23 protein-coding genes are annotated in these 21,705 nt (G+C 71.8%); 13 read left to right on the top strand and 10 right to left on the bottom strand.

Annotated features, from left to right (window positions below):
- Window positions 1-15: 15 nt before the first annotated feature.
- Window positions 16-1,215, bottom strand: a complete 1,200-nt coding sequence (locus ACWDVW_RS05170; protein ID WP_449945043.1) for a sensor histidine kinase — start codon at window positions 1,213-1,215, stop codon at window positions 16-18.
- 79 nt (window positions 1,216-1,294) lie between these two features.
- Complete coding sequence (locus ACWDVW_RS05175) at window positions 1,295-2,209, bottom strand: RecB family exonuclease (protein ID WP_449945045.1); 915 nt, start codon at window positions 2,207-2,209, stop codon at window positions 1,295-1,297.
- Window positions 2,210-2,333: 124 nt separating this feature from the next.
- Here ACWDVW_RS05175 and ACWDVW_RS05180 point away from each other — a divergent pair, with 124 nt between their 5' ends.
- The 3 genes from ACWDVW_RS05180 to ACWDVW_RS05190 all read left to right on the top strand — a co-directional run bounded on the left by ACWDVW_RS05180 (window position 2,334) and on the right by ACWDVW_RS05190 (window position 5,217).
- The gene (locus ACWDVW_RS05180) at window positions 2,334-3,536 is read left to right on the top strand and encodes a site-2 protease family protein (protein WP_449945364.1); all 1,203 of its coding nucleotides are present in this window, start codon (window positions 2,334-2,336) and stop codon (window positions 3,534-3,536) included.
- 41 nt (window positions 3,537-3,577) lie between these two features.
- Complete coding sequence (locus tag ACWDVW_RS05185; RefSeq protein WP_449945366.1) at window positions 3,578-4,546, top strand: tRNA (adenine-N1)-methyltransferase; 969 nt, start codon at window positions 3,578-3,580, stop codon at window positions 4,544-4,546.
- Window positions 4,547-4,644: 98 nt separating this feature from the next.
- Complete coding sequence (locus tag ACWDVW_RS05190) at window positions 4,645-5,217, top strand: hypothetical protein (protein WP_117227855.1); 573 nt, start codon at window positions 4,645-4,647, stop codon at window positions 5,215-5,217.
- Between the two features lie 35 nt (window positions 5,218-5,252).
- Here the strand turns inward: ACWDVW_RS05190 and ACWDVW_RS05195 are convergent, their stop codons facing one another.
- Complete coding sequence (locus tag ACWDVW_RS05195; RefSeq protein ID WP_350694950.1) at window positions 5,253-5,546, bottom strand: ferredoxin; 294 nt, start codon at window positions 5,544-5,546, stop codon at window positions 5,253-5,255.
- Window positions 5,547-5,724: 178 nt separating this feature from the next.
- Between ACWDVW_RS05195 and arc the strand changes: the two genes are divergently transcribed.
- The 6 genes from arc (at window position 5,725) to prcA (ending at window position 11,636) form a co-directional block, all read left to right on the top strand.
- Window positions 5,725-7,506, top strand: coding sequence for a proteasome ATPase (gene arc / locus ACWDVW_RS05200; RefSeq protein ID WP_396751662.1), 1,782 nt, complete (start codon window positions 5,725-5,727; stop codon window positions 7,504-7,506).
- Window positions 7,507-7,849: 343 nt separating this feature from the next.
- The gene (dop, locus tag ACWDVW_RS05205) at window positions 7,850-9,367 is read left to right on the top strand and encodes a depupylase/deamidase Dop (protein WP_449945050.1); all 1,518 of its coding nucleotides are present in this window, start codon (window positions 7,850-7,852) and stop codon (window positions 9,365-9,367) included.
- Between the two features lie 118 nt (window positions 9,368-9,485).
- Complete coding sequence (locus ACWDVW_RS05210) at window positions 9,486-9,701, top strand: ubiquitin-like protein Pup (RefSeq protein ID WP_111218203.1); 216 nt, start codon at window positions 9,486-9,488, stop codon at window positions 9,699-9,701.
- Window positions 9,702-9,771: 70 nt separating this feature from the next.
- A complete protein-coding gene (locus ACWDVW_RS05215) occupies window positions 9,772-9,981 on the top strand; it encodes an endonuclease domain-containing protein (RefSeq protein WP_350694810.1) in 210 nt (69 codons plus the stop codon).
- Window positions 9,900-10,739: a proteasome subunit beta gene (gene prcB / locus ACWDVW_RS05220; RefSeq protein WP_449945053.1), complete on the top strand. Its 840-nt coding sequence runs from the start codon at window positions 9,900-9,902 to the stop codon at window positions 10,737-10,739. Before ACWDVW_RS05215 ends, prcB begins: the two co-directional genes overlap by 82 nt.
- 63 nt (window positions 10,740-10,802) lie before the next feature.
- On the top strand, window positions 10,803-11,636 hold the full coding sequence (gene prcA / locus ACWDVW_RS05225) for a proteasome subunit alpha (RefSeq protein ID WP_449945055.1): 834 nt from the start codon (window positions 10,803-10,805) through the stop codon (window positions 11,634-11,636).
- Between the two features lie 102 nt (window positions 11,637-11,738).
- Here the strand turns inward: prcA and ACWDVW_RS05230 are convergent, their stop codons facing one another.
- Genes ACWDVW_RS05230 through rfbB form a run of 6 tightly spaced genes read right to left on the bottom strand, consistent with a single transcriptional unit; the run spans window position 11,739 to window position 16,997 of the window.
- Window positions 11,739-12,767, bottom strand: coding sequence for a glycosyltransferase family 2 protein (locus tag ACWDVW_RS05230; RefSeq protein ID WP_449945058.1), 1,029 nt, complete (start codon window positions 12,765-12,767; stop codon window positions 11,739-11,741).
- On the bottom strand, window positions 12,764-14,062 hold the full coding sequence (locus tag ACWDVW_RS05235; RefSeq protein ID WP_449945060.1) for a lipopolysaccharide biosynthesis protein: 1,299 nt from the start codon (window positions 14,060-14,062) through the stop codon (window positions 12,764-12,766). Before ACWDVW_RS05235 ends, ACWDVW_RS05230 begins: the two co-directional genes overlap by 4 nt.
- On the bottom strand, window positions 14,059-14,760 hold the full coding sequence (locus tag ACWDVW_RS05240) for a glycosyltransferase family 2 protein (RefSeq protein WP_449945063.1): 702 nt from the start codon (window positions 14,758-14,760) through the stop codon (window positions 14,059-14,061). Before ACWDVW_RS05240 ends, ACWDVW_RS05235 begins: the two co-directional genes overlap by 4 nt.
- Window positions 14,753-15,124 (bottom strand): DUF2304 domain-containing protein, encoded by a 372-nt coding sequence (locus ACWDVW_RS05245; RefSeq protein WP_350694802.1) that lies wholly within the window; start codon window positions 15,122-15,124, stop codon window positions 14,753-14,755. The genes ACWDVW_RS05240 and ACWDVW_RS05245 overlap by 8 nt, the downstream gene beginning before the upstream one ends.
- Window positions 15,121-15,999, bottom strand: coding sequence for a dTDP-4-dehydrorhamnose reductase (gene rfbD, locus ACWDVW_RS05250; protein ID WP_449945066.1), 879 nt, complete (start codon window positions 15,997-15,999; stop codon window positions 15,121-15,123). The genes ACWDVW_RS05245 and rfbD overlap by 4 nt, the downstream gene beginning before the upstream one ends.
- Window positions 15,996-16,997, bottom strand: coding sequence for a dTDP-glucose 4,6-dehydratase (gene rfbB / locus ACWDVW_RS05255; protein ID WP_449945069.1), 1,002 nt, complete (start codon window positions 16,995-16,997; stop codon window positions 15,996-15,998). The genes rfbD and rfbB overlap by 4 nt, the downstream gene beginning before the upstream one ends.
- Window positions 16,998-17,081: 84 nt before the next feature.
- On the opposite strand from rfbB, the gene rfbA reads away from it, so the two are divergent.
- The 4 genes from rfbA (at window position 17,082) to ACWDVW_RS05275 (ending at window position 20,278) form a co-directional block, all read left to right on the top strand.
- On the top strand, window positions 17,082-17,993 hold the full coding sequence (gene rfbA / locus ACWDVW_RS05260; RefSeq protein ID WP_449945071.1) for a glucose-1-phosphate thymidylyltransferase RfbA: 912 nt from the start codon (window positions 17,082-17,084) through the stop codon (window positions 17,991-17,993).
- Window positions 17,990-18,607 carry a dTDP-4-dehydrorhamnose 3,5-epimerase family protein gene (locus tag ACWDVW_RS05265; protein ID WP_449945074.1) on the top strand — a complete coding sequence of 206 codons (618 nt, stop codon included), beginning with the start codon at window positions 17,990-17,992 and terminating at the stop codon, window positions 18,605-18,607. The genes rfbA and ACWDVW_RS05265 overlap by 4 nt, the downstream gene beginning before the upstream one ends.
- Before the next feature lie 69 nt (window positions 18,608-18,676).
- The gene (gene pafA / locus ACWDVW_RS05270; protein WP_131052323.1) at window positions 18,677-20,035 is read left to right on the top strand and encodes a Pup--protein ligase; all 1,359 of its coding nucleotides are present in this window, start codon (window positions 18,677-18,679) and stop codon (window positions 20,033-20,035) included.
- Between the two features lie 57 nt (window positions 20,036-20,092).
- Window positions 20,093-20,278: a hypothetical protein gene (locus tag ACWDVW_RS05275; RefSeq protein WP_449945076.1), complete on the top strand. Its 186-nt coding sequence runs from the start codon at window positions 20,093-20,095 to the stop codon at window positions 20,276-20,278.
- Window positions 20,279-20,471: 193 nt separating this feature from the next.
- Here the strand turns inward: ACWDVW_RS05275 and ACWDVW_RS05280 are convergent, their stop codons facing one another.
- Window positions 20,472-21,584, bottom strand: a complete 1,113-nt coding sequence (locus ACWDVW_RS05280) for a DUF3866 family protein (RefSeq protein ID WP_449945078.1) — start codon at window positions 21,582-21,584, stop codon at window positions 20,472-20,474.
- Window positions 21,585-21,705: the final 121 nt, after the last annotated feature.

Raw genomic sequence — 21,705 nt, forward strand, 5'->3', positions numbered from 1 at the left:
CCTCCACGTTCGCCGTCACCTGGACGTCCCCGCGTCCAGCAGGGTCTCCACCGGGATCCTCGCGTGCACCCGGTAACCACCGCCGGGCCGCGCGCCGGTGCGCAGGACACCACCGTAGAGGGCGACCCGCTCCCGCATCCCGACCAGTCCGTGCCCGACCCGGTCGGTGTCCGGCGTCGGGCCCCGACCGGTGTCGGTGACCTCGACCTCCACCGCGTCGTCGGCGAAGCTCACCCGGACCTGCGCGGTGGCCGTTCCGGCGTGCTTGAGCGCGTTCGTCAGCGCCTCCTGCACGATCCGGTACACGGTCAGCGCCTCGCCCTCCGCCAACGCGGCGGGCGCGCCCCGCACCGTCAGCGTCACCGGCAGACCCGCCTCGCGGACCTGCTCGGCCAGCGCCTCGATGCCGGCGATCCCCGGCTGCGGGGCCAACTCGGCCGCCGGCTCCGCCTCGGTACGCAGCACGTCGAGGAGCCGGCGCAGCTCCCGCAGGGTGGCCCGGCTGGTCTCCTCGATGGTGCCGATCGCCTCCTCGGCGGCGTCCGGGTCACGCCGCAGCACCCGCCGTACCCCGGTGGCCAGCACGCCCATCACGCTCACGTGGTGGGCCACCACGTCGTGCAGCTCCCGGGCGATGCGCCGCCGCTCGTCGGCGACCGCCTGCTCGGCCAGGGCGCGCTGGGTGGCCTCGGCGATCCGGGCCCGCTCCCGCAGCGCCTGGGTGCTGGCCCGCCGGGCGTGCACCGTGCGGCCCACCGAGAACGACACGATGCCGATCAGGAGGTTGTTCGCCACCAGGTAGGCGGAGTTGACCTGCGGCATGGCCTCGAAGGGCGTCAGCGTGGCCACCAGCGCCACCGGCAGCCAGAGCACCACCGCCGCGACCACCGCCGGGCGCACCGGCCGGTACGCGGCCATCGTGTAGGTGAGCACCACGAAGGTGAAGCTCTGCGTCGCCGGGGAGATCTCCAGCGTGAGTGGCAGGGCCAGGGTCGCCAGCGAGGCCAGCACCGCCGGCCACGGTGCCGTCCGGCGCACCAGCACCGGCGCAGCGCAGACCAGGCTCCAGCCCAGCGCGGCGAAGAGCGGCCGGGGCCAGAAGTCCCGGGGCGTCAGCAGGGTGAGCACGACCTCCGCGACCGCCAGCCCGACCACCAGCAGCCCGTCGGCGGCCAGCGGGTGCCGCCGCAACCAGTCCCTCGGATCCGTACCCACGCTCCGACGCTATCCGCCCGTTCGGGCGAAAGATCGTCTCCTGCGGTGACCTGGTCTCCTCCCTGGGGAGGAGAGGTCCCTACTCGTCGGCGCCCGGAGTTGCCGGACGGGACCGGGCGTCGCGCAGCGGGTCCGCCGCCGCCACCTGCTCGGGAAAGGGCGGCGGGGTGCCGCCGAAGGTGGGGCACAGGGCCTGGTGGCTGCACCAGTCGCAGAGCCGGCTCGGCCGGGGACGGAAGTCCTGGTTGGCGGTGGCCTGCTCGATCGCCCGCCACAACGCCACCACGGTGCGCTCGAAGCGCACCAGCTCCTCGGCGTCGGGCGCGTAGTCGCACACCTCGGCGTCCTTGAGATAGAGCAGCCGCAGCACCTTGGGCACCACGCCCCGGGTCCGCCAGAGCACCAGCGCATAGAACTTGAGCTGGAACAGGGCGCGGGCCTCGAACGCCTCCCGCGGTGCGCCGCCGGTCTTGTAGTCGACCACCCGCAGCGCGCCGTCCGGCGCCACGTCGAGCCGGTCCAGGTAGCCCCGGATCAACAGCTCGTCGTCGACCACCGCCGAGATCAGACTCTCCCGCTCGGCCGGCTCCAGGCGGCGCGGGTCCTCCACCGTGAAGTAGCCCTCCAGCAGCGCCGCCGCCGAGGTCAGGAACTGCGTCACGGCGGCCGGTTCGTCACCCTCGAAGATCCCGGACAACTCCGGCTGCTCGGTGACCAACCGGTCCCACTGCGGCGCCACCAGGTCACCGGCCGCCTCCGGGGTACGCCCGGCGGACGGCAGGTCGAACAGGCGCTCCAGCACCGCGTGCACCAGCGTGCCCCGGGCCTGCTCCACGGTGGTCCGCTCGGGCAGGCGGTCGATGCTGCGGAAGCGGTAGAGCAGCGGGCAGGTCTTGAAGTCGGCCGCCCGCGACGGCGAGAGTGAGGCGCGCACCGCCGCCGGCAGTTGCGTCGGAGTCGGGGCCTGTCGAGTGATCACCGGATCCGCCGTCATGCCCGGAAGGTTAGGGCACGAGTGTGACAGGACCACCGGCACCGCACCGGGAGGTGATCTCCCGCCGCGTAGCATCGGGCCGGTGGAACAAGGGAGTCGACCGCGCGCCGGCCGGCGTACCGGCATGCGGGTGGGCCGGGTCTTCGGGGTGCCGCTGTACCTGAACGCCTCGATCCTGCTGCTCGCCGTGCTGATCATCGTGCTCTACGGGGAGCTGGCCGGCCAGCGCCTGCAACTCTCCCCACTCGGCGGTTACCTGGTCGGCGCCGGGTTCGTCGTGTCGCTGCTCGGCTCGGTGCTCCTGCACGAACTCGGGCACGCCCTCACCGCCCGACGCTTCGGCATCGGGGTGCGCGGGATCACCCTGGAACTGCTCGGCGGGTACACCGAGATGGACCGCGACGCCCCGTCCCCCCGGGTCGACCTGTACGTGTCCCTGGCCGGTCCGGCGGTCTCCGCGGTGCTCGGTGCGATCGCGGTCGCCGCCACGCTGGCCCTGCCCGACCGCACCGTGGCCGACCAACTGGCGTTCCAACTGGCGGCGAGCAACATCATCGTCGCGGTCTTCAACATCCTGCCCGGCCTGCCGCTGGACGGCGGGCGGGCACTGCGGGCGGTGATCTGGGCGGTCACCCGCAACCGGCACGCCGCCACCGAGATCGCCGGCTGGGCCGGGCGGATCCTCGCCGTCGGCACCGCCCTGCTGGTGGCGGTGCTATACGCGGTGGACGTGCTGAGCCTGCTCGCCCTGCCGCTGACGGCACTGGTCGCGCTCACCCTCTGGCACGGCGCCGGGCAGTCGATCCGGATGTCCCGGATCGGCCGACGGCTGCCCCTGGTCGACCTGGCCCGGCTGGCCCGACCGACCTTCGGCGTACCCACCGGCACCCCGCTCGCCGAGGCACAGCGTCGCGCCGCCGAGGCGGCGGCGCAGCGGTCCGCGACGGTGCAGCCGCACGCGACCGGGGTGACCTCGCCGGACATCGCAGCGTCGACCGCCGTCGGTCCCGACGAACGCCCGCGAGGGTCGAGTGCGGCGCTGCTGGTCACCGACTCGGCGGGCCGGCCGGTGGCGGTGGTGGACCCGGCCGCCGAGGCGGCCGTGCCGGAGGCCCGCCGCCCCTGGATCGCCGTCGACGCGGTGGCGCGTTCCCTCGCCGACCTGCCCACCCTGCCGGTCGAGACCGACGGGGAACGGGTGCTGGAGGGGGTGCAGGCCCACCCGGCCGCGCAGTACCTCGTGACGGCAGGCGAAGATGTCGTCGGCATTCTGCACATCGCGGATCTGGCGCGACTGCTCGAACCTCACCGGAAGATGAACACGTGACCGTGACCCACTCCGCCGGCCCGGCCACCCCGGGCACCGAACTGCCCGCCGAGAGGGCGGAGCCGCCCGCCGTGCACCGTGGGCCGTTCCGCCCCGGTGACCGGGTGCAGTTGACCGACCCGAAGGGCCGGATGCACACCGTCACCCTGGAGCCGGGCAAGGAGTTCCACACCCACCGGGGCATCCTCGCGCACGACGCGCTGATCGGCCTGCCCGACGGCAGCGTGGTCAGCACCTCCGGCGGGGGCACCGCCTTCCTGGCGCTGCGGCCGCTGCTGTCGGACTACGTGCTGTCGATGCCGCGCGGCGCCCAGGTGATCTATCCCAAGGACTCGGCGCAGATCGTCGCCATGGGCGACATCTTCCCGGGCGCGAAGGTCCTGGAGGCGGGCGCCGGCTCCGGCGCGCTGAGCTGCTCGCTGCTGCGGGCCGTGGGCGCCTCCGGCGAGTTGCACTCGTACGAGGTGCGGGACGACTTCGCCCAGATCGCCCGGCGTAACGTCGAGGCGTTCTTCAACGGGCCGCACCCCGCCTGGCACCTGCACGTGGGCGAGGTGGCCGGGTGTCCGGAGACCGGCTTCGACCGGATCATCCTGGACATGCTGACCCCGTGGGAGAACCTCGACATGGTCGAGCGGGCGCTGCTGCCCGGCGGCGTGTTCATCGGCTACGTGGCCACCACCCCGCAGTTGTCCGAGCTGGTCGAGGCGCTGCGCGAGCGGGGCGGCTGGACCGAGCCGCGGGCCTGGGAGTCGCTGGTGCGGGACTGGCACGCCGAGGGGCTGGCGGTCCGGCCCGACCACCGGATGATCGCCCACACCGCCTTCCTAGTCTCCGCGCGTAAGCTCGCCCCCGGAGTCACCGCCCCGCCCCGCCGACGCAAGCCCAGCAAGGGCAGCGAGGCGTACGCGCAACGGCGCCAGGCGCTGCGCGCGGCGGAGGAGGCGGCCCGACAGGCACCGACCGACGGTGCCGAACCCGACACGACGCAGGAGACGGACAGGCCGTGACGGCGGATTGGGGCGGCGCGGAGTGAACGGGCTGATCCTCGACGCGGGTCGACGTGGGCCGGTGCCGCCGGTCCGGGCCGGCGGGGTGGGGTGACGGCATGAGCCGTCCCGGTTTCGGCGGTGGCGACCTGCCGGCGGTCTTTCCGGACTGGTCCCCCTACACCGACCTCGAATCGGCGGCCCGCGCCTACCTGCGGGACCCCGACGTGGCCCTGGAGGCGCTCGGCGGCGTGCTGCGCGGCGCCTCGGTGCTCGGCTTCACGCTGGAACGCTTCGTCAACGAGGTCAACGGGGTGTGGCAGGAGGTCGTCGTCTGCGACGGCAGCCGGCTGGTGCTCTGGCACGGCGAGGACGTGCCACCGGGGGAGGGCCCGCCCGGTTCGATGACCTCGTCCCTGCGGGTGGTGCCGGTCTCCTCGGTCACCGAGGTGGGTTGCCGACGTCGGCTGTTCCGCCACGACAACGGTGAGATCCGCGTCGACAGCATCGACGTCTACCTGCTGCTGACCTCGCTGGACGAGTCACCGCCCAGCGAGGAGGCCGCCGGTGGGCCCCGGCACGACGCGCTGCGGTTCGGCAAGACGCTCGACGACGGCGGTGCCGGGCAGATCGCCCGGCTGGAGGAGTTCGCCCGGCTGGTCGCCTCGGTGGTCGGCCGGCCACTGCTGTAGCGGCCGGTCGACCGGCCGTCGCCGTGCCGGGCCGGTCAGTCCTCGGCGTCCGGGCCGGCCACCTCGACGCCGTCGCTGCCGCGTACGACGTGGATGCACTCGCCCGGGCACTCCTTCGCCGAGTCGATCACCTCGAGGCGCAGGTGCTCCGGCACGTCCACCCGGGCGCCCGGGGCCTGTTGGAGCTCGCCGTCGGGGCCCTTGACATAGGCCAGGCCGTCGACGTCGAACTCGAAGACGTCCGGCGCGTACTGCACGCACAACCCGTCACCCGTGCACAGGTCCTGATCCACCCAGACCTGCAGTTGGTCGGTCGCGACCTCGACCACCGGTGCACCCCCCATGTTCTCCCGTCCCACCCCACGACGGTACCCGAATGCCCGTACCCGCCCAGCTACCCACCCTTGGCGATCAAGCTTCGGTGACGGGCGCGTTGCGGAGGACCGAATCGGGCTCATAGCGGCTAGTGTTAGGGCAGAACGTTCGAGCCCCCCGGGGAGGTGGGACGTGGCACGCAGCGACGACGCGGACTCGCGCGCCGCACGGTGGGAGAAGGAGGCCCACGATCTCTCCACGCAGGTCGCGTTCCTGCAAGAGGAACTCGCTCTCGTGCGGCGCAAGTTGACCGAAAGCCCCCGACACGTCCGGCAGCTCGAAGAGCGGCTGGCGGCCACCCAGGCGCAGTTGGCGCGGCTGACCGAGAACAACGAACGGCTCGTGGGCACCTTGAAAGAGGCCCGCGCGCAGATCGTGACGCTCAAAGAGGAGATCGACCGTCTCGCCCAGCCCCCCAGTGGCTACGGCGTCTTCCTGGCCCGGCACGAGGACGGCACGGTCGACGTCTTCACCGGCGGGCGCAAACTGCGCGTGGCCGTCTCACCCTCGCTGGACGTGGGTGAGCTGCGACGCGGCCAGGAGGTCCTGCTCAACGACGCACTCAACATCGTCGACGCGTTCGGGTTCGAGCGGGTCGGCGAGGTGGTCATGCTCAAGGAGGTGCTGGCGGGCCCCGACGGTGTCCCGGGTGACCGGGCGCTGGTGGTCTCGCACTCCGACGAGGAGCGGATCGTGCACCTGGCCGAGACTCTGATCGGCAGTGCGATCCGGGCCGGCGACTCGCTCATGATCGAACCCCGCTCGGCGTACGCGTACGAGCGGATTCCCAAGAGCGAGGTCGAGGAACTGGTCCTGGAGGAGGTGCCGGACGTCGACTACGCCGACATCGGCGGCCTGCAGTCCCAGATCGAGCAGATCAGGGACGCGGTGGAACTCCCGTTCCTGCACGCCGACCTGTTCCGGGAGCACCAGCTCCGGCCGCCGAAGGGCATCCTGCTCTACGGTCCGCCCGGCTGCGGTAAGACGCTCATCGCCAAGGCGGTCGCCAACTCGTTGGCGAAGAAGATCGCCGAGCGGCGGGGTGAGGAGAAGCACACCAGCTTCTTCCTCAACATCAAGGGTCCCGAGCTGCTCAACAAGTACGTCGGCGAGACCGAGCGGCACATCCGGCTGATCTTCCAGCGGGCGCGGGAGAAGGCCGGCGAGGGCACTCCGGTGATCGTCTTCTTCGACGAGATGGACTCGATCTTCCGGACCCGGGGCTCCGGTGTCTCCTCCGACGTGGAGAACACCATCGTCCCGCAGCTCCTCAGCGAGATCGACGGTGTCGAGGGCCTGGAGAACGTCATCGTCATCGGTGCCTCCAACCGGGAGGACATGATCGACCCGGCGATCCTGCGGCCGGGTCGGCTCGACGTGAAGATCAAGATCGAGCGTCCGGACGCCGAGGCGGCCAAGGACATCTTCTCCAAGTACATCCTCTCCGGCCTGCCGCTCTCGGCGGACGACCTGGCCGAACACGGTCAGGACGCCCAGGCCACCGTCGCGGCGATGATCGACGCGGTGGTGCTGCGGATGTACTCGGAGACCGAGGAGAACCGCTTCCTCGAGGTCACCTACGCCAACGGCGACAAGGAGGTCCTGTACTTCAAGGACTTCAACTCGGGCGCGATGATCCAGAACATCGTGGACCGTGGCAAGAAGATGGCCATCAAGGAGTTCCTCACCTCCGGTCGCAAGGGACTCCGCCTGCAGCACCTGCTCGACGCGTGCGTCGACGAGTTCCGCGAGAACGAGGACCTGCCCAACACCACCAACCCCGACGACTGGGCCCGCATCTCCGGTAAGAAGGGCGAGCGGATCGTCTACATCCGCACGCTCGTCTCCGGCGGCAAGGGCGCCGAAGCCGGTCGCTCCATCGAGACCGCGAGCAACACCGGTCAGTACCTCTGACCGGTCGCGCCACCGGGGCCCGTGACGTGATGTCACGGGCCCCGTCGCGTACCTTCCCTTCGTCGAACCGGGTCGGACCTGGCAGATGCTGCACGCGACGCCCCGGCCGGATCCGTCTGGTGGCCACCGACTCCGGCGCGCGCTCCCGGGCCGGAGGACCGCTGCGTTCGCTGCCCGAGACACGCGAGCGGGCCACCATCGAGCCCATGATCGTCGAGCGGTCCGGGGGCGCAGCGGCGCGACCCGCGGCGTTCCGACCCCACCGGCACGCCCCCGCGTGCGCGAGCGGCGACTACGCTCGACGTGACGGGGGACCGGTCGGGCAAGCGAAGCGGGTAGGTCGATGAGCGTAAGACGGATCATGGGCACCGAGGTCGAGTACGGCATTTCCGTGCCCGGTCAGGCCGGTGCCAACCCGATGGTCACCTCCTCCCAGGTGGTGAACGCCTACGGCGCCCGCCCGGAACTCAACCGGGGCGGTCGGGCCCGGTGGGACTACGAGGAGGAGTCACCGCTGCGGGACGCCCGCGGCTTCACCTACTCCGGGGCCGCGTACGACCCGGCCGAGGCGCTCGCCGACGACGACCTCGGGCTGGCCAACGTGATCCTCACCAACGGGGCCCGGCTCTACGTCGACCACGCGCACCCCGAGTACTCCACTCCGGAGGTGACCAACCCTCGGGACCTGGTGCGCTGGGACAAGGCGGGGGAGCGGGTGATGGCCGAGGCGGCGCGCCGGGCGGCCACCATCCCGGGCAGCGCGCCGATCCACCTCTACAAGAACAACACCGACAACAAGGGCGCCAGCTACGGCGCGCACGAGAACTACCTGATGCGCCGGCAGACCGCCTTCGCCGACATCGTGGCGTACCTGACCCCGTTCTTCGTGACCCGGCAGATCGTCTGCGGCGCCGGTCGCGTCGGCATCGGGCAGGACGGCGGCCAGAGCGGCTTCCAGATCTCGCAGCGGGCCGACTTCTTCGAGGTCGAGGTCGGGTTGGAGACGACGCTCAAGCGGCCGATCATCAACACCCGGGACGAGCCGCACGCCGACGCCGACAAGTACCGCCGCCTGCACGTCATCATCGGCGACGCCAACCTGTCGGAGATCTCCACCTATCTCAAGGTGGGCACCGCCGCGCTGATCCTCACCATGATCGAGGAGAAGGCGCTCGGCCCCGACCTCGGCATCGCCGACCCGGTCGGTGAACTCCGCGCGGTCAGTCACGACCCGTCGCTGACCCACCGGATGCGGCTGCGCGACGGCCGCCGGTTGACCGCGTTGGACGTCCAGTGGGCGTACCTGGAGCGGGTGCGGGCCTTCGTGGAGGACCGGTACGGCAGCGACGTCGACGAGCAGACCACCGACGTGCTGGACCGGTGGGAGAACGTGCTGGACCGGCTCGGCCGCGACGTCATGCTCTGCGCCGACGAGCTGGACTGGGTGGCCAAGCTGCGGCTGTTGGAAGGCTACCGGGAGCGGGAGAAGCTCGGGTGGGGCTCGCACAAGCTCCAACTGGTCGACCTGCAGTACTCCGACGTCCGCCCGGAGAAGGGGCTCTACCACCGCCTGGTCTCCCGGGGGGCGATGAAGACGCTGCTGCCCGAGGCCGAGACGCAGGCCGCGATGACCGAGCCGCCGGAGGACACCCGCGCCTACTTCCGGGGCCGCTGCCTGGCGCAGTACCCCTCCGAGGTGGTCGCCGCCAGTTGGGACTCGGTGATCTTCGACGTCGGACGGGAGTCGCTGGTCCGGGTGCCGATGATGGAGCCGGAGCGGGGCACCCGGCAGCACGTGGGCGCGCTGTTCGACAAGTGCGCCAGCGCCAAGGACCTGCTGGAGACGCTGACCGGCGGCTGAGCCGTACCGGCCGTGCTCTCGTTCGGTGCTCGCGCGCCGGTCCGGTACCGGCGCGCGACGGGCGTTTCGTCGTTCCCGCGAGGTAAGTTCATCGCAGGCGATCGTGGAGGAGGCAACAGTGGCCACTCGTGACAGCGGCGGTCAGTCGCAGACGGGCAAGTCCCGTCAGGGTGAGGAGATCGAGGACGTCACCGTCGAGGCGAACCCGGAGGTCGCCGAGCGGCACGCCGAGATCACCGAGGACGTGGACGATCTGCTCGACGAGATCGACTCCGTCCTGGAGGAGAACGCCGAGGAGTTCGTGAGGGGGTACGTCCAGAAGGGCGGAGAATAGGATCTAGTGTCCGGTTCTCCGGCCCTGCGGCAACCGCTGCGCGGTCTGTGGTGAACCCGATCCGGAACTTGTGGACCACGATCATCGCACCGGGTGGGTGCGCGGGATAATCTGCTTCAACTGCACCGGTGGTCTTGGCCAGTTCCGGGACAGTCCTACGAGGCTGGCCAGGGCCATCACGTACCTGAGAGGAACCACGTGGCAGCGGGTTTTGATCCATCCGGGCGTCTACCAGATGTGTTCACCAACGCGGGGACGTCCTCCTTCACCACGTTCCTGAGCAAGGTGGCCCCCGAGTTGCTGCCCGGCCGTCGGCCGCTGCCGCCGGGCATGGCCGCCGACCTGGCCCCGCACGCCACCACGATCGTCGCCATCGTCGCCGACGGCGGTGTGGTGATGGCCGGCGACCGGCGGGCCACCATGGGCAACCTGATCGCGCAGCGCGACATCGAGAAGGTCCACCCCGCCGACGCGTACTCGCTGGTGGGGATCGCCGGGACCGCCGGGATCGGCATCGAGCTGATGCGGCTGTTCCAGGTGGAGCTGGAGCACTACGAGAAGATCGAGGGCGCCATGCTCTCGCTCGACGGCAAGGCCAACCGGCTCGCCGCGATGATCCGGGGCAACCTCGGGGCGGCGATGCAGGGGCTGGCGGTGATCCCGCTGTTCGCCGGGTTCGACCTGGCGGCGAAGGACCCGGCGCGGGCCGGGCGGATCTTCAGCTTCGACGTGACCGGCGGCCCCTACGAGGAGACCGGCTACGACGCGATCGGCTCGGGCTCGCTGTTCGCCCGGTCCGCGTTGAAGAAGCGGTTCCGGCCCGGACTCCCCGTCGACGACGCGGTCCGGCTGGCGGTGGAGGCGCTCTACGACGCGGCCGACGACGACACCGCGACCGGTGGCCCCGACCTGACCCGGCGGATCTTCCCGGTGGTGATGACCGCGACGGCGGAGGGGACGTACCGGCTGACCGACGCGGAGACGGCGGCGCTCGGTGAGAGCGTGGTCGCCGGTCGGATGGAGAATCCGGGCGGCTGAGCCCGTCCCCACCCCACCTGAACGCAGTTCCCCCAGCACAGCGCCCGAAGGAGAGCCGCCGCCGTGGCCATGCAGTTCTACGCCTCGCCCGAACAGATCATGCGCGACCGTTCCGAGCTGGCCCGCAAGGGCATCGCCCGGGGACGCAGCGCGGTGGTCCTGAGCTACGCCGGTGGGGTTCTCTTCGTCGCGGAGAACCTCTCCAGCACCCTGCACAAGGTCGGCGAGATCTACGACCGGATCGGCTTCGCGGCCGTCGGTCGCTACAACGAGTTCGAGAACCTGCGCCGGGCCGGGGTGCGGATGGCCGACCTCAACGGGTTGAGCTACGACCGGCGTGACGTCACCGGCCTGGCACTGGCCAACACGTTCGCGCAGATCCTCGGCACGATCTTCACCGAGCAGTCCAAGCCGTTCGAGGTGGAGATCTGCGTCGCCGAGGTGGGTGCCACGCCGGCGGACGACTCGCTCTACCGCCTGACCTATGACGGTTCGGTGACCGACGAGCCGGGCCGGATGGCGATGGGCGGGCAGTCCGACGCCATCTCCGGGGTGCTCAAGTCGAACCACCGGCCGGACATGTCGCTCGGCGAGGCGGTGAAGGTGGCGGTGCAGGCGCTGGGCAGCGTCGGTGGCGAGGGCGGTGCCGCCCGGACGATCGCCGCCGACCAACTGGAGGTGGCGGTCCTGGACCGCAACCGGGTGGGGCGTACCTTCCGACGGATCACCGGTGCGGCGCTGACCGGGCTGCTCGACGGCGGCGCGGAGGGCGAGGCGGCGGCGGAGGGTGACCGGGCGGAGACCCCGACCACCCCGACCGAGGAGGCGCACAAGCCGACCACGTCGGCCGGCTCGGCGGACCTGGAGGACAAGCCGGGCGACAAGCCGGACGCCTGACGCCGTACCCGATTCTGGAGTTCCCCGGCGCCCGACAGTTCCGACTGTCGGGCGCCGTGCCGTTCCCGGAGCACCCGATCGTGACCTTCGTCGGGCGGTGGCTCAGCGACGCGCGAGCAGCGGCCGCACCAGCGCCCACCAGGCGGCGGCGAGGGCGTTGAAGACACCCGTTCCCGGGGGAGCGGCCACGTTCGAGGGGGCCACCCGGGCGGTCATCAGGTCGGCGATCACCCCGTCGCCGACGGTGCGCTCCGACTGCAACCGGCGGCGACGGGCGCGTACCCAGTCGCGGTGCCGCCAGAGCCAGCCCCAGCCGCGCGTCTTCTGCCGGGACCAGCCGCCGGCGAGCGCGGCGGCCAGCATGGCGACCTCGGTGAGCAGCAGCATCGGCGCCAGCAGCGCCAGGGTACGGCCCTGGTAGGCGGTGAGCAGGGTCAGCAGCCGGTTGCGTTCGACCAGGTAGAGCTTGAGATCGTTGCGGGAGAACTCGTAGTGGTGCCGCACCACGGCGTCCGGCACGTACTCCAACCGCTGGCCGCGTTGCCACAGCCGCAGGCTGAGTTCGGTGTCCTCGTGGTAGGCGAAGTACTCGGTGGGGAAGCCACCCAGATCGGTCCAGCGGGACCGGCCGATCACGAAGCAGCAGCCGCTCAGCGACGGTACGACGGTCCGGCGGGCGTGTTCGCTCGCGGGTTCGCCGTTGCCGCCGGCCCAGGACAGGCCGGTGAAGTGCAGCGGGTTGCCGGAGGTGTTGATCAGGTCGGGATCGTGGGCGAGCCGGATGGAGGCCATCGCGGCGCCCACGCCCGGTTCGGCGGCCACCGCGACCACCTTCGCGAGCGCGTCGGGGGCGACGACCGCGTCGGAGTTGACGAAGGCGAGCCAGTCGCCGGTGGCCTCGGCCGCGCCGACGTTGCACCCGCCGGAGTAACCGGTGTTCTCGTCCGGCCGGATCACCTGGACCCCCGGCAGGCCCTTGACCACGTCGATGCCGTCACCGGTGCAGCCGTTGTCCACCACGACCAGGTCGAGGTCGACGCCGGTGCTGGCCAGGACGGCCTCGGCGGCGTCGACCAGCCAGGGCTCGGGGCCGTAGGCGAGCATCACCGCGGTCACGCGGGGTGGGCTCATCGGATGCCTCCGGGGGTGCTCGCGGACACCGGGACCGCGACGGGCGGGGTGGGGGTGGTGCCCCGACGCAGCCGGGTGAGCATCACCGCGACGACCACCAGGGAACCCACCGTGTAGCCGAGTTCGACGCGCAGCGCGACACTCAGCGGGGCGAGGGTGGCGACGACCAGCGCGGCGACCCCGACGATCCACGCGACGGCCTGCGCCTGGTGCTGGTCGCGGGCGAGCAGCGCCTGCCCGAGGACCATCGCCCACAGGTAGGCCAGAGTGGCCAGGCCGAGCCAGGCGAAGTCGCCGTGACCGAGGACGTCCGGGGCGTCGAAGAGGACCTGGACCAGCCACGGGCCGAGCAGCGCGGCCAGCACGCCGCCGAGCACGCCGAGCGCGGTGACGACGGCCAGGGCCCGGCGCAGCAGGGTGCCGAAGGCCGCCTGGTCGCCGGTGGCGGCGGCGGTGGACAGGCCGGGCAGCAGCGCGGCCTGCATCGAGCCGAACACGAACAACGGGATGCGGACCAGCACCAGCGCGGAGAGCAGCGCGCCGGCGGTCGCCACGTCGGCCGGGGCGAGCAGCCGTACGTTGATCACGCCGACGTTGACCACGACCTGGGCGAGCAGGCTGGAGACGGTGAGCAGGGCCAGCCCGCGCAGCAGGGCCGGCCAGGGCAGGGCCGCGCCGCCACCGGCCGCCCGGATCACCGGTGGCACGGTCGACGCGACGCCGACCAGCGGGGCCACGACCAGCACCAGTGCGTACGCCATCGGCGAGTCGACCCCGGCCAGGCCGAGGAGGGCCACCAGCCCGATGCGCAGCCCGCCGTCGATCCCGAGTTGGCTGCCGTACCAGCCGAACTGCCGCAGCCCGGAGAGCACGCCCCGGGTGGTGTGTGCCACGGCCAGCGCGGCGAGAGCGCCGCACAGCGCCCACACCAGCCCGGTGTCACCGGCGAAGAGGCGGTCGGCGAGCACGTCGGCGGCCGCGACGCAGACCAGCACCAGCAGGCCCAGCGTGACGGCGGCGACGGCGGCGCCCCGCGCCAGCACCGGGCCGGGCGGCAACCCACGGGTCCGGCGGGCGGCGACCAGCCGGGCCATTTCCTGCTCGACCGGCAGGAACACGCCGAGGCCCACGGTGAACACGAAGGACCAGAGCACCGACAGCGACGAGTAGTCCCCGGCGGTGAGGTTGTGCCCGGCCACCGCCAGGTGCACGTACGCGGCCAGGCCCACGATGGCCAGACCCGCGCCGACCGGGACGGTGCCGGGCGGGACGAGACGGAGCAGGCGACCGATCACCGGCGGATGAGGGCCAGCGTGAGCACGGCCAGCGCCCGGCCGAGATAGATCATCGCCCGGGCGGGGGAGTGGCTCGGGGTGCCGGCCATCCGCCGCCGCATCGCCACGGGCACCTGGTGGATGCGGTAGCCCCGGCGGGCGGTGTGCACCAGCGTCTCGACGGTGTCGCCGAGGTACTCGGCGGGGTACCACTGGGCGAACATCGCGATCATCCGCCGGTTGGCCGCGCGGAACCCCGACGTGGTGTCGGTCAGCGTGGTGCCGGACAGCCTGGAGAGCACCATCGACAGCATCCCCATCGCCCAGCGTCGGGGCCCGCGCACGGCGTACTCGCCCTCACCGGCGAACCGGGCACCGATCACCAGGTCGTGCTCGTCGAGCAGGTCGACCAGCTTCGGCACGTACCGGGGGTCGTGCTGGCCGTCGGCGTCGATCTGCACCGCCACGTCGTAGTCGTGGTCGTACGCGTACCGGTAGCCGAGGCGCATGGCCCCGCCGACACCGAGGTTGTACGGCAGCCGGGCGACCCGGGCACCGGCGGCGGCGGCGACCGCCGAGGTGCGGTCGGTGGAGCCGTCGTCCACCACGAGGACGTCGACGCCGGGCAGCTCGCCACGGACCTCGCGGACCACGTCGGCGATCGACCCGGCCTCGTTGAGCGCCGGGATGACGACCAGGAGGCGCTTGCCGTTAACCATCGCGGGACACCAGCTCGTCCCGTGCCGCCCGGTCGGCCTCGATCTCGGCGCGGATCAGCGCGATCTCTTCGGCGAGCGTGCGGGTCTCCTCCTCCAGCGCACTGACCTCCCAGCTCAGGTGGATGCAGACGAGCAGGAGGAAGACGATGCCGAGGAAGAGCACGAGGCTGACGCCGGAGGCCACGCCGAGCAGGTCGGCGACGCCGTCGAGCAGCCGGGGGAACAGCGACAGGGGGATGACCACGAACAGCAGCCCGAGCCAGAGCATGCCGTACTTCTCGCGGAGCTGTCGACGGCGCAGCAACTCGACGATCGTGGCCAGCAGGACCAGACCGGTCAAGCCGGTGACCAGGGTGAGCCTCATGCGACCTTCCACGGGGAGGGTGGAGCGGCGAGGGCGAGCGCGTCGCCCAGTGTGGTGTGCCAGTCCGGGAGAGGTGACAACCCGGCGGCGGCCCATCGGTCGTGCCCTAGCACACTGTACGCCGGTCGGGCGGCGGGACGCGGGAAGCGGTCGCTGGTGGTCGGCCGGATCCGGTCCGGATCGAGCCCGTGCAGGGCGAACGCGGCCCGGGCCAGGCCGTACCAGGTGGTCTCGCCGGCGCAGGTGCCGTGGTAGACGCCGGGGGCCGCCTGACCGGCCAGGGCCGCCCCGGCCAGGGCCACCAACTGCCGCGCCAGCGCGTACGACCAGGTGGGCTGGCCCCGCTGGTCGTCCACGACGTCGAGGAACTCGCGCTGGGCCGCCAGGTCGAGCATGGTGCTGACGAAGTTGCGGCCGTGGGTGCCGTACAGCCAGGCGGTGCGGACCACGTGACCGGCGTCGGGCAGGAGCCGGGTCACGGCCCGCTCCCCGGCGAGCTTGCTCCGGCCGTACGCGTTGATCGGCGCGGTGGGCGTGTCCTCCTGGTACGGGGTGGCCGCGTCGCCCGGGAAGACGTAGTCGGTGGAGAGGTGGATCAGGCGGGCGCCGTGCGCGGCGCAGGCCGTGGCGAGGTGCGCCACCGCCACGCCGTTGACGAGGGTGGCCGCCGCCTCGTTCGACTCGGCGCCGTCCACGTCGGTCCACGCGGCGGTGTTGATCACCACGTCGTGACCGGCCACCGCGGCGTGCACGGCGGCGGCGTCGGTGATGTCGAGGTCGGCCCGGGTGGCCGGGGTCACCCTGTGCGCGGCGGTGAGGACCTCCACCAGGTCCCGGCCGAGCATCCCGCCGGCACCCGTGACCAGCGCCCTCACGCGGACTGCGCCCGGGTCAGCGGTTCCCACCAGGAGCGGTTGTCCCGGTACCACCGGACGGTGTCGGCGAGGCCGGCCTCCAGCGGGATGCTGGGGGCGTACCCCAGCTCTTGGTTGATCTTCGAGATGTCCAGCGAGTAGCGACGGTCGTGGCCCTTGCGGTCGGGCACCGCCACCACCCGGTCCCAGTCGGCGCCGCACGCGTCGAGCAGCAGCGCGGTCAGCTCCTTGTTGGTCAGCTCGGTGCCGCCGCCGATGTGGTAGATCTCGCCGGCGCGGCCCTGCTGCTGCACCAGCGCGATGCCCCGGCAGTGGTCGTGCACGTGCAGCCAGTCCCGCACGTTGCCGCCGTCGCCATAGAGCGGCACGGTCCGCCCGTCGAGCAGGTTCGTCACGAACAGCGGGATGACCTTCTCCGGGTACTGGTACGGCCCGTAGTTGTTGGAGCAGCGGGTCACCACCACGTCCAGACCGTGGGTACGGTGGTACGCCAGCGCGAGCAGGTCCGAGCCGGCCTTCGACGCCGAGTACGGCGAGTTGGGCGCCAGCGGCCAGTCCTCGGTCCACGAACCGTCCGCGATCGAGCCGTACACCTCGTCGGTGGAGACGTGCACGAACCGTCCGGTGCCGTGCCGCAGCGCGGCGTCGAGCAGCGTCTGGGTGCCCAGCACGTTGGTGGTGACGAACGGCGCGGCCCCGGCGATCGAGCGGTCGACGTGCGACTCGGCGGCGAAGTGCACGATCACGTCATGCCCCGGAACGACCTCGTCCACCACCTCGGCGTCGCGGATGTCGCCCCGCACGAACCGGAACCGTGGGGCGTCGCGGACCGGATCGAGATTGGCCGGGTTGCCGGAGTAGGTCAACGCGTCCAGCACGGTGACGCCCGCCGGCTGCACCGGGGAAACTCCCTGCGTGCTGCCGCCCGGCACGCCCAGCAGCAGCCGGACGTACTCCGAACCGATGAATCCGGCGCCGCCGGTGACCAGGATCCTCACGGATCCGAAAGTCTACGCGAAACAGCCGCAAACCAGCGGTTGCGCCGCGTGCCCTGTGCCGGTTCCTCCCGGTACGCTCCGCAGGTGCGTGGAATCCTGCTCGCCGGTGGCACCGGAAGCCGACTGTGGCCGATCACTCGGGCGGTGTCGAAGCAGCTCATGCCGGTCTTCGACAAGCCGATGATCTATTACCCGCTCTCCACCCTGGTGATGGCCGGGGTGCGGGAGATCCTGGTCATCACCACCCCGGAGGAGCAGGGCCAGTTCCAGCGCCTGCTCGGTGACGGCAGCCAGTTCGGGCTGCGCCTGGAGTACGTCGCCCAACCCCGCCCGGAGGGCATCGCCCAGGCGTTCGTGCTCGGCGCGGACTTCATCGCCGACGAGGCGGTCGCGCTGATCCTGGGCGACAACATCTTCCACGGCGTCGGCCTGGGCGGTCAGCTCGCCGCCGCGGGCGACCCCGTCGGCGGGCGGATCTTCGCCTATCCGGTGGCCAACCCGCAGGCGTACGGCGTCGTGCACTTCGACGACGACGGTCGGGTGCTGTCGATCGAGGAGAAGCCGGTCCGGCCCCGGTCCCGGTACGCGGTACCCGGCCTGTACTTCTACGACAACCGGGTGGTGGAGATCGCCCGTGGCCTGACCCCGAGCGCCCGGGGCGAGCTGGAGATCACCGCGGTGAACGAGGCGTACCGGCGGGCCGGGGAGCTGTCGGTGACCGTGCTGGACCGGGGCACCGCCTGGTTGGACACCGGCACCTTCACCTCGCTGATGCAGGCCGCCGAGTTCGTCCGGGTCATCGAGGAACGGCAGGGCATGAAGATCGGCTGTGTCGAGGAGGTGGCCTGGCGGGCCGGTCTGATCGACGATGCGCAGCTGCGGAGGCTGGCCGAGCCGTTGACCAGGAGCGGCTACGGCGACTACCTGCTCGACCTGCTCGCCCGCGAGCGCGGCGACCTGATCGACCGGACCGTGCCGGTGCAGGTGACCCCGTGAAGATCCGGCCACTGGGCATCGAGGGAGCCTGGGAGATCGTCCCGCAGCAGCACGGCGACGCGCGCGGGCTGTTCCTGGAGTGGTACCGCTTCGACCGGCTCGCCGAGGCGGTCGGGCACCCGCTGCGGCTGGCGCAGGGCAACCTCTCCGTGTCGGCCCGCGACGTGGTGCGCGGCATCCACTTCGCCGACGTGCCGCCCGGGCAGGCCAAGTACGTCACCTGCGTCCGGGGCGCGGTGCTCGACGTGGTGGTGGACCTGCGGATCGGCTCGCCGACCTTCGGCCGCTGGGAGGGCGTACGCCTGGACGACGTGGACCGACGCGCGGTCTATCTGGCCGAAGGACTCGGCCACGGCTTCTGCGCGTTGACCGACGACGCGACGCTCAGCTACGTCTGCTCGACCACCTACAACCCCACCGGCGAGCACGCGGTGCACCCGCTCGACGAGGAGCTGGGCATCGAGTGGCCGACCGGATCACCGCAGCTCTCCGCCCGTGACGCCGCCGCGCCGAGCCTCGCCGAGGTGCGGCGACGGGGGCTGCTGCCGGACTACGACACGTGCCGCGCGTACACGGCGGGCCTGGCCGGCGCGGGGCTTCCCGGGGCGTCCTGACCTGGCCTCATCGACGCGTACGGGCCGCGACAGTGACGAACTGGGCCCCGGTACGGCTAATGTCTCATCATGGAGCGGCGAATCTTCGGTCTGGAGACCGAGTACGGCGTCACCTGCACCTACCGTGGGCAGCGGCGGCTGTCCCCTGACGAGGTAGCCAGATACCTGTTCCGCCGAGTGGTGTCCTGGGGCCGGTCGAGCAACGTCTTCCTCCGCAACGGCGCACGCCTCTATCTCGACGTCGGCTCGCACCCCGAGTACGCCACCCCGGAGTGCGACTCGGTGGTCGACCTGGTCGCCCACGACCGGGCCGGTGAGCGGATCCTGGAAGGGCTGCTCATCGACGCGGAGAAGCGGCTGCACGACGAGGGCATCGCCGGTGAGATCTACCTGTTCAAGAACAACACCGACTCGGCCGGCAACTCCTACGGCTGCCACGAGAACTACCTGGTGTCCCGGCACGGGGAGTTCGGCCGGCTCGCCGACGTCCTGATCCCGTTCCTGGTCACCCGGCAGTTGATCTGCGGCGCCGGCAAGGTGCTGCAGACACCGCGCGGTGCCGTCTACTGCCTGTCCCAGCGGGCCGAGCACATCTGGGAGGGCGTCTCCTCGGCGACCACCCGCAGCCGCCCGATCATCAACACCCGGGACGAACCGCACGCCGACGCCGAGCGGTACCGCCGCCTGCACGTCATCGTCGGCGACTCCAACATGAACGAGGTCACCACGCTGCTCAAGGTCGGCACCGCCGACATCGTGCTGCGGATGATCGAGGCCGGGGTGGTGATGCGCGACCTCACCCTGGAGAACCCGATCCGGGCCATCCGCGAGGTGTCGCACGACATCACCGGTCGCCGCAAGGTGCGGCTGGCCTCCGGCAAGGAGATCAGCGCCCTGGAGATCCAGCAGGAGTACCTGTCCAAGGCCATCGAGTTCGTCGAGCGGCGCGGCGGCGACCAGACCGCCAAGCGGGTGGTCGAGCTGTGGGGCCGCGTCCTCAGCGCGGTGGAGTCCGGTGACCTGGAGCCGGTCTCCCGTGAGATCGACTGGGTCACCAAGCTCCGGCTGATCGAGCGCTACCAGCGCAAGCACGACCTGCCGCTGTCGCACCCCCGGGTGGCGCAGATGGACCTCGCCTACCACGACCTGCGGCGCGGGCGCGGGCTCTACGCCCTGCTGGAGCGGCGTGGCGACGTGGATCGGGTGGCCACCGACCCGGAGATCTTCGAGGCGAAGGAGACGCCGCCGCAGACCACCCGGGCCCGGCTGCGGGGCGAGTTCATCCGGCACGCCCAGGAGAAGCGGCGGGACTTCACCGTCGACTGGGTGCACCTCAAGCTCAACGACCAGGCGCAGCGCACCGTGCTGTGCAAGGACCCGTTCCGGGCGTACGACGAGCGGGTCGAGCGGTTGATCGCCAGCATGTGACCGGTCCCGCCCGGGCCTGTCCGCGCGTCGGACGGGCCCGGGTAGGCTGGTCGGGCCATGCTTCCTCCCGAACCCCCCACCCCCGGCACCGAGCGGCAGAGCTGGATCGAACGCCGCCGCGAGAAGGTGCGCGCCGAAGTCGAGCGCAACCGTCGAGGCGAGTACACCGTCCCCACCTGGGTGCTCGCGCTGGCGCTGGCCGCGATGATCGGCGGCTGGCTAGCCTTGATCATCTTCGCTTGAGGTGTACGCCTGAGGTGTAAGGAAGGGCCCCCTGTTAACGCCTGCGGTATAGCAGGGGACCCCTGCTAACACGCTCTGCGAATCCCGCTCACGCCGTTGTCCGCGTGGGATGCCAGCAGTCGCTGGCGCGATCCGTCTCGCCGCGCCTCCCGGCCCCGGGTGCCAGCACGATGCGCTGGCGGCATCGGGTGCCTCAGGAGGCGGTGGGTGGTGGGGGCGTCGTCGACGTGAGGCGGGCCGCGTACCGGCCGGCTGCCGCGGCGGCCAGGAAGTAGGCATGATCGGCGTCCAGGCCGCGTCCCATCGTCGACAGCGGCACCGGGCTGCGCCGCAGCGCCGCGTCCAGGCCCGCGTCGTCGACCCGTACCAGCGTGTGCCGGTCGGCCAGCGGCGCCAGCGCGGCGTCGACCTCGGCCGTGAGCGTCGGGTCCAGGCCGTCGGGCACCACCAGATCCGCACGGGCCAGCGCCACCCGCCCGTACGAGGTCAGGCTGTGGTGTGAGACGCCCCGGTGTCGGGGGCGGGGGTCGGCGTCGGAGATCCGGAGTGAGCCGATCGGCCGCCCGCCCAGCGCGGCGATCGCGTTGACCGCCTCGCCCACGGCGACCCCGGAGAAACCCCAGCGGGTGCCGGTGCCCAGGTTGCCCGGGCCCTGCGCCACCACGGCGACGTCGGCGTGCAGGACGTACCGGGCCGCGAGCAGCCCGCTGTGCAGGGTCGACGCCTCCAGGTCGCCGCCGAATGCCTGCCCGACGCTGATCGTGCCGACCAACTCGTCGCGCAGCCCGGCCAGCGTCCGGGAGAACCAGGCGGGCAGCGCCCCACCGTCGGTGAGCAGGTACGCCACCCGCGCGTGCGGCGCGTCGGCCCGGATGCCGGCCAGGATCGCCGGCAACGCCGAGTGCAGGTCGGCGGTCACCACCGGCAGGCCGCCCAGATCCTCGGCGGCGGCCAGCACCTCGCGGTACGGCGACGCCTCCTCGTCGACTCCGAGCAGGATCGGCTGCAACGGGGTGTAGCGCGCCTTGACCAGGTGGCCCGCGTCGCGGGAGTCGAGAGCCTGCGGCGGGTCCGGCGGCAGCCGGTCGGGCACCGCCACCACCAGGGCGTACCCACCGGTGCCCAGCCCCATCAGCAGTGCTCCGGCGTTGAGCAGCACCCGGTCACCGGGCTCGGGCTCACCCACCAGCTCCGGGTACGCCAGCGCGCGCATCGATGTGCCGTCGGTCAGCTCGACGTCGAGTTCCACGGCTCCGGTCCACCGTCGCCGCAGTGCCGCCACCACGCCCGCCCGCCATCGCACCATCCCCGAACGCTAACCTCCGTCCCGTCGCCCGCTGACGTCCGGGTACGGATGTTAGGAAGGGACCCTTCCTATGCACGAGGCGTTAGTAGGGGACCCTTCCTTACATCCGGAAGCATCCGGG

This window comes from Micromonospora sp. NPDC003241 (assembly GCF_053589795.1).